Annotated in this window: 7 protein-coding genes and 1 pseudogene; 6 read left to right on the top strand and 2 right to left on the bottom strand. The window is 39.9% G+C overall.

Annotation, left to right across the window (positions count from 1 at the left end; all coding sequences use genetic code 11):
• Positions 1-516: 516 nt before the first annotated feature.
• Positions 517-2,826 (bottom strand): cytochrome-c peroxidase, encoded by a 2,310-nt coding sequence (locus V7K32_RS21120; RefSeq protein WP_334995746.1) that lies wholly within the window; start codon positions 2,824-2,826, stop codon positions 517-519.
• Positions 2,827-3,107: 281 nt separating this feature from the next.
• Here V7K32_RS21120 and V7K32_RS21115 point away from each other — a divergent pair, with 281 nt between their 5' ends.
• The 6 genes and pseudogenes from V7K32_RS21115 to V7K32_RS21095 all read left to right on the top strand — a co-directional run bounded on the left by V7K32_RS21115 (position 3,108) and on the right by V7K32_RS21095 (position 13,269).
• Positions 3,108-4,031, top strand: a complete 924-nt coding sequence (locus V7K32_RS21115; protein WP_334995745.1) for a DMT family transporter — start codon at positions 3,108-3,110, stop codon at positions 4,029-4,031.
• Positions 4,032-4,432: 401 nt separating this feature from the next.
• Complete coding sequence (locus V7K32_RS21110) at positions 4,433-6,142, top strand: alpha/beta hydrolase (RefSeq protein WP_334995744.1); 1,710 nt, start codon at positions 4,433-4,435, stop codon at positions 6,140-6,142.
• A 671-nt stretch (positions 6,143-6,813) separates the two neighbouring features.
• Positions 6,814-6,972 (top strand): annotated as a pseudogene (locus V7K32_RS28870) (CHAT domain-containing protein); the annotation flags it as partial.
• On the top strand, positions 6,967-7,152 hold the full coding sequence (locus tag V7K32_RS28865) for an AAA-like domain-containing protein (RefSeq protein ID WP_442938780.1): 186 nt from the start codon (positions 6,967-6,969) through the stop codon (positions 7,150-7,152). The pseudogene V7K32_RS28870 and the gene V7K32_RS28865, both read left to right, overlap by 6 nt.
• Positions 7,152-10,658 (top strand): AAA-like domain-containing protein, encoded by a 3,507-nt coding sequence (locus V7K32_RS21100; RefSeq protein WP_334995742.1) that lies wholly within the window; start codon positions 7,152-7,154, stop codon positions 10,656-10,658. The genes V7K32_RS28865 and V7K32_RS21100 overlap by 1 nt, the downstream gene beginning before the upstream one ends.
• Positions 10,659-10,722: 64 nt before the next feature.
• Complete coding sequence (locus V7K32_RS21095) at positions 10,723-13,269, top strand: C1 family peptidase (protein WP_334995741.1); 2,547 nt, start codon at positions 10,723-10,725, stop codon at positions 13,267-13,269.
• Between the two features lie 399 nt (positions 13,270-13,668).
• Here the strand turns inward: V7K32_RS21095 and V7K32_RS21090 are convergent, their stop codons facing one another.
• Positions 13,669-14,391 (bottom strand): cyclase family protein, encoded by a 723-nt coding sequence (locus V7K32_RS21090; RefSeq protein WP_334995740.1) that lies wholly within the window; start codon positions 14,389-14,391, stop codon positions 13,669-13,671.
• Between the last annotated feature and the right edge of the window lie 189 nt (positions 14,392-14,580).

The following is a 14,580-nucleotide window of genomic DNA, read 5'->3' as shown; positions in this document are numbered from 1 at the left end:
TGTGAGGCTGCTAGAGTATGGCATTACTACTTTATACAACTTTTGCGCTCACTTTACTTCAACACAGTAAAAGATGTCAAATGGGTTCTATAGAGCCGATAGTTGGCGATGCCTCCGGCGGGCTACGCCTACGCACTCCTTAATAAATGTAGGGGCGTACAGATGAGATGTACGCCCCTACATATCTATCCGACTTTCCGCACTTCATCGTGTAATATGCGTAGATTTCCCATAGGTGGAAAAAAATGGTTAAATCAACAACATAAATCGCCAATGGTATTCAATATTAATACTTAATAATTTGAACATTATTAGGAATTTTTATTGAAAAGATAGATAATACATTTTGAAGTGCGGAATGTGGGATCTATCGCTATCAGGTATTTCGTGAAATGTTATTAAGTAAGTGGGTCAAATTAAATATAAAACCTCACCCTGCCTCCGGCTTCCCCCGACAATAGTAAGGAGAGAGATTGAGGGTGAGGTTTGATCTTATATTTAATTATGCCTACCTACTTACTTCAAGAAATTTTGTGTAGCACTACCACCATTCCTACCAACAGCAGGAATTTCCAGGAAGCTATCTGTAGCTTTGCCCGTACCATCGTCGGTAACGAATGTCTGGTTACCCGGATGTCCATTGGGAACGAAAAGTTGCGGATGATCAAAAGGCGCTTTCTCGTACCGAACTCGGTCATCAGTCAGTCCCTTTAAAAAGGCGACCAATTGCTGTTTTTCTTCTGGTGAAAGATTTAGCGGAGGAAGAACTCCAAAGTCACCACCTCGATTGTAAAAATCAACCACTTGCTCTAAAGTCGCTTGACCTCCATTGTGGAAGTAGGGGGCAGTGAGTTCGACATTGCGAAGTCCAGGCGCTTTGAAAGCTCCCTTTGCCGTCACTGTTTCACTAGAATTCAACGGTGGATTGAGGGTGGGGGGGTTTTCGCCCAGGAGAAGCTGAAATTTCCCTAACTGAGCCAATCGTGCCTCTGAAAGCGGATTATTCTGCACAGGGTCATTACCACCCAAACCGGGGTCGTCGGTAACAGGTCTAACGCCGATATTGAAGAAACCATTGTCTTCAGGGGATCTTGCACCGAATGGCGCACGTTTGATTCGTCCGTCTTTAGCCACACTACTCGCTGAAGCAGCTGTTAATTCTGAGCCAACGTGACAACCAATACACAGAGCTTTACCCTGAAACAGTTGTTTACCTTGTTGTTGCTGAGAGGTTAGGGCTGTGGTGTTTCCTTCCAAGAAGCGATCAAAGGGCGTATCGTTGGCAATGAGTGTAGACTCGTACAACTGAATTGCAAGCCCAAAGAATAGCGAGAAGTTATACTCCAACAGCGTGTACTCAGCGGTTTGAGAAGAGTTATCAGCGCTGTTGACAAAAGTCCGTACACCTTGAGCATCTACTTGGATGAGTTGATTAGACTTCCACCACTCCGGCTTAAAGGCATCTTTAATCAGCTGATCATAGCTTTTCTCCTTTAGTCCGGGCTGAGGATATCTACTGTCTGCACCTAAAACGCTGTCTTGTGGATGCACAACCTGTTTGCCTAGCGGTCTGAGGGTAGATAACTTTTGCCCCAAGACTCTGGGGAGCTTTGTACCACTAATTGACAGAACATTTTGCACCAGTGTGCTGATAGAATTACTGTTGCCAATTTGTGCCAAATTGCCAGTAAGTTCGTCAACGGAATTGAGTAGCGGCCCAACCAGAGTATCAGTTAGATTATCTAAATTATCTAAATTATCTAGATTATCTAAATTATCTAAATTATCTAGCGGCAGTTTGCTAGATTTTCTGTTGTCAATTCGCCCGAACTTATCACCAATTTCTTGAAAAGTGCGACCATCGGCGGACAACTCGAAGGAACTGAGTGGCGGACCAAGCGCCTGAGAAGCCAAAGACGAATTATTCAGTCTGATTTTGACAAATTTAAGCTGATTTGGGTTTTCTGCTTTTACCACAGAGGCGTTAGGATCTCTTAAACCAAAGGGATTCACCCCATTAAAGATGTTCTGCGCCCTTCCATCCCAAAAGTTGCGGAAGTTGAATGCTGAATTAATCACGGTTGGGGTGTTACGCGCCTGGACGCGGCGCACATTTGTACCTCCCACGTTAAACACCGGATCTGGCTGCGTTTTTACTTTGTCCGCCGCGCTACCAGGTACGACATTAACAAACTTAGTATTGGAGACGCCCTGAGAGGAAGTGACATCATTTCGGTCAGATACAACGGTTTTAGGATCATTCGGATTTGACAGCTTGTGGAAGGGAAAATCTCCCGGTTTAAGCTGGTAGTTTGGCGCACCACCTATATCAAAAACTGTATCTGGATTCGCTGTACCATCAGCGTTAATCCGCAAAAGCCCAGGAGAAATCTGATTTTTGGATCTATTGTCGGCTCCAGCATGGAAGTGACAACTAGCACAGGAGGTCTGTCCGTCGCTCCCAACCTGCATATCCCAAAAGAGAGCTTTTCCTAACTTGATTGCAGCTCCTTCGTTATTTACGAAGTTTCCAAGATTGTCAGGCCGAGGAACCGATACGCTTTTGAGCGAAGATAAAGGCGGCGTAACCTGAGCTGATACAGTATTTCCAGCTATTACTGCTGCCAGAATAATGGCAGCAATTGTTATAGTCTTTAAAAATCTTGATCTCAGGTAATTAAGCTTGCCATATCTGAATCTCCACTTTTGGCGTTTTATTTTTGTCACCAAAGATTTGAGCAAAAACCGACCTCTTGAGGCCAGTAGCAAATAAATTAAGAAGCCAGTAATAAAGACTACTAAGCTTATTATGGGTATAATCCCCATAGGTTTTTTGTAGTAAATTAACACCGAAAAAATTATACATCTCTAATCATATTTCAAATGTAATATTCATGTAAAGTAATTAGACGATTTACAAATTTTATGTAAACAAAAAACGCTATAAGACGACAAAAAAACTTAGTAGGGTAAGTAAGCTATTCTACATTTACTTGCATTAGCTAGGCTAATAACATACTTTATCTACAAGAGCTTGAGAAAATTTAGGTATGCAAATTAGATATGTTTTAATTTATCATCAGTCGTACTTTGGGTAAAATATTTTAATGTCACTACATCAAAGTTCTGGTCGCTGGCGCTTAGGGCTAGCGTTATCGCTATTAACGGTTTTATTGTGGGGAATTTTACCTATTACTCTGGCAGTAACTCTGCAAGTGCTTGATGTCTATACCGTCATTTGGTTTCGCTTTTTCATATCTTTTTTACTGCTTGGTGTGTATTTAGGAATACGCGGTAAATTACCAAAGTTAGAACAATTGCGTTCTGCTTCTTGGAAATTATTAGCGATCGCTACACTATTCTTAGGGATTAATTACTTTCTGTTCATGCAGGGTTTAGCACTAACATCGCCTGCTAATGCTGAAGTTCTCATTCAATTATCTACCCTTTTATTAGGTTTCGGAGGGTTAGTGATTTTTAAAGAACGTTACCGGCTGTATCAATGGATTGGTGTCAGTGTAATGATTTGCGGTTATCTTTTATTTTTTCGAGAACAACTAACAAATTTAATCACAGCGCATGACACATATATACTAGGTAGTATCTTGATTGCGCTAGGAGCAACGTCATGGGCTATTTATGCTTTGGCACAAAAGCAGCTATTACAATCTTTATCTTCTCCTAGCATCATGCTGATGATTTATGGGGGCTGTGCTTTATTATTCACTCCTCTAGCCAAAATAAAATCACTTTTTATACTTGATACCTTTCATTTCTTAATGCTAGTTTTTTGTGGTTTTAATACTCTAATTGCTTATGGTGCTTTTGCCGAATCATTACAACATTGGGAAGCATCACGAGTCAGTGCAGTAATAGCTTTAGCTCCCATTGTAACATTAATATCAGTTGCAGTTGTATCAGTTATTGCACCGGAGTGGATACCATCAGAAAACTTTACTTTCATAGCGATATTAGGAGCGGGTTTAGTAGTCACAGGTTCAGTAGCGATCGCTTTGGGAAAAAGTAATTAATAAGAATAATTTTCAGGATTTATACTAGCTTTTTCATCTAGTAAATTCGTGGCATATTCAAAGCTACAAGAGAAATACTGAGGCAGATAATTTTTTATTTGTTATGATTTACTAGTGAAGGCAAACTACGGGGTCAGCCTCTTATAAGATGGATACTTTAACCATCTGTGTGACTCTGTAGAATCTAATTATTGACTTGATAGCCAAGAGAAAATTCTTGCAGAAGAATTCAAAAATCAGAATTCAGAAGTCAGAATGAATTAGTAAAGGATTTTAACTCCTGACTCCTAAATTCTGTTTTGAAAAAATCAGGCTAATAACTTTAAGTAAACCAAGCAGGGCGCCAGAATAACTACCAAAGCCAACACCTGATAAAACCAGACTACCGAAACAGTTGAGCGATGAATAGTTTGTTTGGTAATTGGGCCAGCACCCTGAGAAAAAATTCCCTATTGCTGGTTCTTTCAATGGTGCTGCCAACATTTGGACTTAGCAATTCTGTTTTGGCAGCAGAGCGGATTTATGCATCTTATTCGGCTTTAGAGCTTTCCATTTCAGTCACCAGTTTAGAAAACTACGCCAAAACAGGTGTAATTAACGAAGACTTGGCAGCCTATCAGCAATATCTGCCTCTTCAACAGCTTCAAGAATTGCGGCGGATTTTACTTAATCGTGTGAAAGTTAGTCCGGTAGTAGTTTCGCAACTTCTCTACACACAGCAAGGAGAATTATTGCTGCATCGGTTGGCGCAAATGATTAAAACCAGTGACCAAGAACCAGGATTTGGTACTTTGCGTTCGGCACTAATTTTAGCCTCTGGTGAATCAGAAGGCTTGACACTTTTGAATGTGTTGCGTAAATATCCCAGCAGCAGCATTCGCCTTGACGTAGCCCAAGCTTTAGAAATAGGTACGGAATTAGAGAAACTTGTTAACCAAACCCATCGGGCGATCGCAGCAGTTTCTCAAGAGTCTAAAATAGAAGCTGCTACCATCAAACAACCAAATTTATCACAATTACCTGATTTACAAGTTCCGGGAAAGTTTAAGTCGCAAAAATACACCCAAAAGTTTTTCGACTCAACACGCAATCGGCTTTTATTAACTGATGTTTACATTCCCAATGTCCAGAATGCTGCACCCGTAATTGTGATTTCTCACGGCTTGGGTTTAGATAGTAGCAACTTTCAATATTTAGCCACGCACCTAGCTTCTTACGGATTTGCCGTTGTCGTTCCCAATCATCCTGGTAGTGATGCTAAACAATTGCATTCTCTGTTGAATGGACACGCTAATGAAATAGCAGAACCAGGTGAATTTAAAGACCGACCAATGGACATAACATATATCTTGAATCAATTAGAAAAAGATAATCAATCTGATTCACGGTTTAAAGGTCGGTTAAATCTGCAACAAGTCGGAGTATTTGGTCAATCTTTGGGAGGCTACACAGCCTTAGCCCTGGCAGGTGCTAAAATCAACTTTGAGCAGCTAAAACTTGATTGTCAACCAGCAGCACTGCAAAATACCTGGAATATGTCTTTAATGCTCCAGTGTCGCGCTTTAGAAATTGAGCATCTCTTGTCTAGCAAAAATTATAACCTGCGGGATGAGAGAGTGAAAGCTGCGATCGCAGTTAATCCCATTACTAGTTCTATTTTCGGCAAAGCTGGCTTAAGTCAAATAAAAACTCCAGTAATGATTGTCAGCAGTAGTGATGATACAGTTGCACCGGCTTTATCCGAACAAATTTTACCTTTCTCCTGGTTGGCAAATTCACAAAAGTATCTCGTCATACTTGTAGGTGGCACCCACTTTTCCACCATTGGCAATGGTAACCCCGCAAATCAACAAGTAGCATTACCTGCTGATATGATTGGCGATGCTTCCCAAGCGCGTCGTTACATGAATGTTTTAAGTTTACCTTTCTTCCAAACATATATTACAGTCAGGCCGCAATACAACCCCTACCTTAATGCCGCCTACACTCAAAGCATTTCTAGTAAGTCGCTTGGTTTGAGTCTGGTTAAGTCATTGAATACAACCGAATTGGCACAATTGCTGGATATTGAAGGAGCCAAACCCGCAAAAAAAAACTTCCCAACACCATAGTCGGCTTCGGATTTTGGATGTTGGATATTGGTGTTGCATTGCTGCATGTGATGATTTTTATTTGACTATAAGTAAGTGGGCGCAAAGAATCATCACTGGCTCGTAGTTGCGCTAAAGCCCAAGAGGGCGCAACTACGAGCCAAATACAGAGATTTTACTTTTCGTTACCTAGTTTGGTTTTATCTTGCCTACCTACTTAAACAATTAGTTTGTTTATTCTCTGGCGAGTTCCCGCGCACTGTCCATGTTTGCTGCGAGTACACGCACGATATCAACAGAGTTTTCACCTCGGTATCTGAGGAAATATCCACAGGACTTACGCTTTCAAGGTAGTCAAAGCCTTGATTTACCGTAGGGGCAATTCATGAATTGCCCCTACATTTCGTATCTGATGCGTAAGTCCTAATCCAGACTGCACCAACCATAAACGGACAGGAAGCATCAGGTGGTAACGGTACTATGGGGGCTTAAACAAAAATTAAGCCCAAATAAAGCCTAAACAGCAAACACTTAATGGGATATGCAACCCACGCAACTAGCGAAATTTTCTGTACCATAAAATTTCTAAAGCATTAACAAAAGTATATGAATGGTCATCAGTAATTAAGCTTAACTATGCTGTAGTACACTACATCTAAGTAATAATCCCGCGTTTAATGGTTGAAAGCAGTGTGAAGAAAATCCTGATTTTGTCAGCCAATCCCACGAACACAAACAAGCTACGCCTAGAAGAGGAAGTGCGGGAAATTCAGGCAGGGTTGGAACGAGCTAGAAGCCGAGGTCAGTTTGAAATCATCACTAAATGGGGAGTACGTCCTGACGATTTGCGCTGTGGACAATTGCTGGCTGCGGTCAAACAATTAGTAATATCAAATACTCCTGTAGATGTAGGAACGACTGAAGCCTTTAAACTCAAAAGTATGGGATTAGTGAAGTTTCAGGGTAATGAGGTAATGCGTTTGTATAATTTGTACCGCCAGTGTTTTCTAGAGCGCTTGGGAGGTAACTGATGAGTGTAGCACCTCGCCCAGGCTACGAATATCAAGTAGGGGGCAGTTTACCAGTTGATGCCCCAACTTATGTGCGGCGACAAGCTGACCAAGAATTCTATGAAAACTTGAAGCAGGGAGAGTTCTGTTATGTCCTCAACTCCCGACAGATGGGCAAATCTAGCTTGCGGGTGCAGACAATGCAACGGTTGCAGGTGGAGGGATTTGCGTGTGCTGCCATTGACATTACAGCAATTGGAACCGCAGATATCACCCCAGAGCAGTGGTATGCTGGGGTGATTGATACCCTGGTGGGAACTTTTAATCTTTATACCGACTTTGATTTAGAAACCTGGTGGTCTGATAACGGCTTACTTTCACCAGTACAACATTTAAGCAAGTTTATTGAGACAGTACTATTAAAAGAAAATATTGGTAATATTGTCATATTTATTGATGAAATTGATAGTATCCTCAGTCTTTCATTCAACCTAGATGACTTTTTTGCAGTCATCCGTGACTGCTACAACCGACGCGCTGACCAAAGAGATTATAACCGCCTGACCTTTGCCTTAATTGGGGTGTCTACGCCCTCCAACCTAATTAAAGACAAAGGGCGGACACCTTTTAATATTGGTCGTGCAGTTGACTTGACAGGTTTTCAACTCTCAGAGACGCAACCACTGGCGCAGGGACTAGTAGATATTGGCGATCGCGAAGAATTAATCAAAGCAGTTTTAAACTGGACAGGAGGACAACCGTTTCTTACCCAAAAGTTATGTAAGTTGGTATTGCAATATGGCAAAGAGATCGGGAAAAGGGTAGAATCCAACATTACAGAGTGGGTAGGGCATCTGGTGCGATCGCACATGCTCACAAACTGGGAAGCACATGATGAGCCGGAGCATTTAAAAACCATCCGCGATCGCATTTTACGCAGTGGGAAACATGGTAGTGGACGATTGTTAGGGTTATGTCAGCGAATTTTGCAGCAAGGAGAAGTCGTAGCTGATGACAGTCTTGAACAGGTTGAACTGCGGCTGACAGGATTGGTGGTGAGGCGAGATGGTAACCTGCGAATTTATAACCACCTGTATGCAGAGGTATTTAACCAGAAATGGTGCGAGGAAGAACTAGCAAAACTGCGTCCCTATGCCGAAGCATTAAATATTTGGGTAGCTAGCGAACGTCAAGATGAGTCGCGTTTGTTGCGAGGACAAGCCCTACAGGATGCTCAAGCTTGGTCAAAAAATAAAAGTTTAAGTGATTTAGATTATCAATTTTTAGTTGCAAGTCAGGAATTAGAAAACTGTGAGATTCAAAAAAAATTGGAGTTGGAAACAGCAAAGACTGCTGCTGCTCAAGTAAAGCTAGAAGCGTTACAGGCCATACAACAAGCCAAACAAAAAGTTGAAGTTCAAAAGCAAATCACTGGAATTGCGATCGCATCCCTAGTTGGTATCACAGGGGTTGCCATATTTGCTGTAGATAAGTGGAGAGAAGCAGACAGGGGTCAAATCCAAGCATTAACAACATCCTCAAGCGCAAAATACATCAGCAATCGAAATACTTTTGATACCTTAATAGATGCTTTGAAAGCAGGAAGACAACTAAAGCAATCTATTTGGTATAGAAACGACCATGAACTGCAAACTCAAGTCATGGAAGCACTTGGTAATGCAGTTTACGGTGTTAGGGAGAGGACTCGACTAGAAGGACATCAAGGCTTTGTTATGCAGGCTAGGTTTAGTCCTGATGGTAAGACAATTGCTACTGCCAGCTACGACAATACTGTTAAACTCTGGAACTCAGATGGCAAAGAAATATTAACTTTGAAGCATACTGACTCAGTTGCGGATGTAAGCTTCAGCCCTGATGGTAAGATAATTGCTACTGCCAGTCTAGATGGAACCGCAAAACTTTGGAATCGGCAAGGTAAGCCTCTTACAAATCTAACAGGACACCAAGATGGTGTTTGGAGCGTGAGTTTTAGCCCCAATGGCCAGACAATTGCGACAGCAAGTGTAGACAATACAGTTAAGCTTTGGTCATTAGATGGTCGTCTGCTCAAGACTTTAAAGGGTCATGCTGGAGCAGTCAACAAAGTTACTTTTAGCCCCGATGGACAGACAATTGCTACAGCTAGTGACGACAAGACAATAAAACTCTGGGATGCTCAAGGTAATTTGATTAATACCTTTAATGGGCATAAAGATGCTGTGTTGAGTGTCAATTTTAGCCCTGATGGTCAAACTCTTGCCTCTGCCAGTTACGATAAAACAGTTATCCTTTGGGATGTTAAAAAAAGTAAGCCAACCACATCACCTTTAATACATACTGATATAGTCAGAGATGTTGTTTTTAGCCCCGATGGTCAAATAATTGCTACTGCCGGTAACGATAAAACTGTAAAACTATGGAGTAGTCGAGATTATAGACTGCTAGAAACTTTAAATGGGCATCAAGGTGCAGTCTCTAGTTTAAATTTTAACCCCCAGGGCAATGTACTTGCATCTAGCAGTTATGACAAAACAGTGAAAATTTGGCGACTAAATGACTGGTTGACTACTTTGAATGGACATAGGGGAGCAATCTTTAGTATTGATATTAGCCCCAAAGGCAACATGATTGCAACTGCTAGCGGTGACAATACCGTGAAATTATGGAACTTGCAAGGAAAACAACTTAACACCCTTAACGGGCATACTCTACGCATTGCTAGTGTCAATTTTAGCCCAGATGGCAAGTTGATTGTGAGTGGTGGTAATGACACAACTGTAAGGCGATGGAATTTACAAGGACAAGAACTTAAACCACCTTTTACAGGACATATTAGATCCATCACTAGTGTCGCTTTGAGTCCAGATAATAATACGATTGCCTCTGCCAGTCTTGACGGCACTGTTAAACTTTGGAGTCGCAAAGGAGAATTTTTAAAGACTCTAAAAGGCAATATTACAAAAACTTCCAGTGTAAGTTTTAGCCCGAATGGCAAGATAATCGCCGCAGCCAGTCGGGATACTGGAACAGTACAACTCTGGAACAGTGATGGAAATCTCTTGCGTAGTTGGAAGGCTCACAACGCCTCAATTTACAATATTCGTTTTAGCCCTAATGGTCAAGTTATTGCTACTGCCAGTGAAGATAACACTGTGAAGTTGTGGACTTTGGATGGTCTTTACTTAAATTCTTTGACAGGACATACTGCCGCAATTTGGGGCTTGGATTTTAGTCCTAATGGTCGAATGATTGCTACTGCCAGTGATGATCAAACAGTAAAAGTATGGTCTAATAAAGGTATATTAATTACGACACTTTTTGGTCATCGTGGTTCTGCTAACTCACTCAGATTTAGCCCTAATAGCAAAATGCTTGCTACTGCTAGTTCCGACCAAACAGCAATACTATGGAATATAGAAAACTTAAGCTTGGATACATTTATGGCGCGTGGATGCAACTGGTTAAGCGACTATTTAAAGAATAATCGCAATGCCCCAAAGGATATTTGTGACGATATTAAAAGGTAGATGATTTTTTGCCTTGACCACCTTAAATAATCTGAGAATCGCCAATAAACATTAAAAGAAAATCATGGAAAATAGCAGTAATCAACAACAAAAAAAGGATTGGAATAAAAAAAGATTGGGTTGGATACCAGACTACCCAGACCTCCGCGATTATAGCTTAGGGGATGAGGAAGTTATCAAGAACAATCTCAGATTTAAAATAGAAGGAAGAACTCGTGATTTTGAAAAAGTTGTAGAAGATTTCATTAATTTGCTTTCAGATTCAATTCCTATAAACTCTTTAAATCAAGAAAAAATAAAAGAATTGAAAAACCAAATATTTGGTAACGTAGTATTTGCTAAAGTAAAAGTTCATAAGTTGTTAAGAGAAAGTCTTGAACTAGAAATAATAAAAAGAACAAATCATCAATATCCCTGCAATCCAATTACATATGAAAGAATACTTTCAAGTCAGATAGTAGATTTAAAGAAGTATCTTGGTATCTTATCAATGAAAGGATACTTGTCATCAAGCGAGAAAGGTTCTGTAAATTTTAATCAACCAGTAGAAATAGTGGATTGGATGAGAAATGCAGAGTACGATTCAACCACTAAATCACTTGTAAAGGATTTTCAGTGTCGTTCCAAGATTATGGATGATGGAATAGTAGGACTTGAAACTTACACGACTTTAAATGAATGCTTTTCTGATCCTACAAAATTGTGTCTACTTAAAGAGTCGGGAAGAAATCCTAATAAAAAAGGGTTATCAAAAATTAAATATTTTGCAGTTACTTCCTTAATATCAAGGGCAGAATTTGAAATAATATTAGATATTTTAAAATGCCAAGTCATTAAGCAAATATGCAAGGAATTCACAGAGTATATAAAGAATAATTCCTACAAGAATCCTCAAATCCAAGTTACTGAGCTTAAAAAGAAAATTTTTGAATATGATTTTCTGGAAACTATTATAGATGCAAATAATAGCTCTTTATTTGAGAACAGGGAAATATTTAAAAAATTAGAAGTAAAAGATATTGATATTAATAATTTCAAAGAAGAAATTAAAGCTTTTATTATTAATAATGGAGATGATACCAGCAATATTGTAGAAGTATTACAGAACTTGTCTGGAACTGAACTAATATTTTCAGTTTTAATGCAAATTGTTTCTCCTTTATTATCTCAATGGAGCAATAGCAGCAATATTGTAGAACTATTACAGAATTCATCTGTAACTGAACCAATATTTTCAGTTGTAATCCGAATTCTTTCTCCTTTATCCCAATGGAGCAATCTGACTTGGGAAGAAATGATAAAAAAAGGTTTTGATAAATTTGAAAAGATTGCCAATCGTCAAATTATCACTAATAATTCAAATCCAGAGCCGGGATATTATAAGGAAGAATTAGTAAAAAGTGCAATTTTTCAAGTTATTTCTCTGATGAAATTAGAAATTACGTCTATTGATAAAGAAGATGAAAGTGATCTATTTGTATATTTTTTGCTGAAGAAATACTTAAATCAATTTGAAAAGTATACGTTAGATGCTGAAAATGAGATAAAATTTAGTAAAGATAAAGAGCTTAAAACTAATATTCTTGACAAGCAAGAAATGTTTGAAATTGAATTAACATTTAATTATGGTAATAATCCTTCTACTACAGAAAATAATGAACAAAAACAGTCGGAAGACTTATTTAAAACTCTAGATTTATATATTCCTCTAATAATTAGTAACAGTTATCTTAATAAGTTTAAAATAAATAATGAAAAAAATAAGCCCCCAAAAAAACTATATTTTCTTCTTCCTGCTGTAGTAGATTTAAGCTATTGGTGTTCTCCAGTCAGAGATCAAGGCTCACTCAATTCTTGTACTGCATTTGCAGCGATCGCGCTATTAGAGTATTTTGAAAATAGAAATTTTGGTAACTCAGTAGATGCTTCTCCCCTTTTCCTTTATAAGACTGCACGTCAAAAAATGAATGTTGAAGGAGATGTAGGAACCTCTATCCGAGAAACGATAAAAGTACTTGCACTATTTGGTGTTCCCCCTGAACAATCTTGGCCTTATGAAGAAGATAAAGTAGATGAAGAACCACCTCCTTATTGTTATGCCTATGCTCAAAATTACAAAACACTCAAATACTTTCTTCTAGATTATGCTGGCATTACTACAGAGAGTCTTTTGTTTCAGGTTAAAGCAGTTTTAGCTGCGGGCTTTCCTTGTATTTTTGGGTTAACCATTTATACCTCTGCATACGAAGAGACTAATTATAAAAAAGGTCACATTCCATATCCAGATCCCAATAAGGATAAAGTTGTTGGTGGACATACTGCCGTTGTAGTTGGATATGATGATTACAAATTTATCCGATGTGCAGATCGCAAGCACTATTCAAGAGGTGCATTCTTAATCAGAAACTCTTGGGGTACTGAATGGGGAGTGAACGGTTATGGATGGCTTCCCTATGACTACGTTTTAGCCGGACTCACAGCTGCTTGGTGGTCATTACTCAAAGCAGAGTGGTTTGATGAAAGTAACTTTGGCTCGGCTAGAACAGGTGGCGATGGATCAGATACTGGTACACAAGGAGGCGGGGGGACGATACCACCAGGGCATCCGTGAGAAGTTAAAATAAAGCGCTTACCCATATTTTTGTAACAGTTAAATTTAGGAGCTAAAGTTTTTGATATATCAGCCACCACGCACAGCGCATTGTAAGACTTGCGAAAGTTTTGCAGTGGAAAAATGTTAATAGTGCATGTAATTAGGGACTGACAAGAAATAAATTATCCAATCTTGTGGGGTGGGCAACATGAGCGCCTTTGGTTACTGGGCGCTCGTGTCACCCACCCCAAAACCTTTGCTCCTTCCTCACGGGCGATATCTAAATACTTGCTCACCTGTTGGAGTTGCTTTTCATTGACAATCGGCCCACTGGAATTTGTGTACTAAGTTTGCTTGCTTTCTAGGTTATCCTCAAGTTTCGGGAATTGGCGGCAGATACAAATATCGATATAAAAATTAAGGCACGAATGCCAACACCCCCACAGGAGAACCAGAACCACCACGCAACCTGAGAATGCCGATCGCTAGAGTAGTACCTTTAGGTGGCAATTGATCCAAATTGGTGAGATTCTCCAATACAATGCGCGGTTTCTCCAACACCAAGTGGTTAATAGCAAAACTGTTATCCTGTCCGGGATCGACACCGTGAGTATCAATTCCTACCCCTGCTATTTGCCGTTCATCCAGTAATAATTGAGTCGCATCGCTGCCAAAACCCGGAAAGTGGGCAATTCCTTGAGAATCCTGATTTAGGAATGCACTTTTATCAAACCACTTTTTTTGCCAACCAGTATTCAGTATAACTACGCAACCAGGATAAATTTCACCGTATTCTTCTTCCCAAGCCAGAACATCAGCAATAGTCAAGGCATAATCAGGATTAACTGCTGTGGCTTGGCGAATATCTATGACCACCGCAGGTACAACCAAAGACTGGGCGGGGTATTGGTCAATTCCCACGGCATAACTATGAAAACTATTAGGGGCGTTGAGATGGGTAGCACTATGTTCTCCCAAGGAGAAACGCCGCAGGTAATACCCATCATTATTCAGTTCAGCCACAGTTTCAAATTCTACTGGAGGGTCGCCAGACCATTGGGGAATATCTATGTCAATTACATGACTTAGGTGGATAATCCGTGTGTAGGTGATACTATTGTGACTTTGGGGTTGTATCATCCCAGCCTTCTATTTTATTTGTACTGAGAGATTTTTTCAAATATGCCGCAGCTATCGCCTGTTGTAGACATTGCCTGGGTTGCAATACTGCGTAGGTTTTGCCCTGTATTAGAAGAAATAATCCCCCAATTCCTGTAAATTTTAGGTTGTTGGGGGGGTTGAAATGTTGCAGCAAAAAGTTAATTAATC

The organism is Nostoc sp. (genome assembly GCF_036917635.1).
GTDB lineage: Bacteria > Cyanobacteriota > Cyanobacteriia > Cyanobacteriales > Nostocaceae > Nostoc.
The sequence above is the reverse complement of the archived record's forward strand: the minus strand, read 5'-3'. Positions and strand labels throughout refer to the sequence as shown.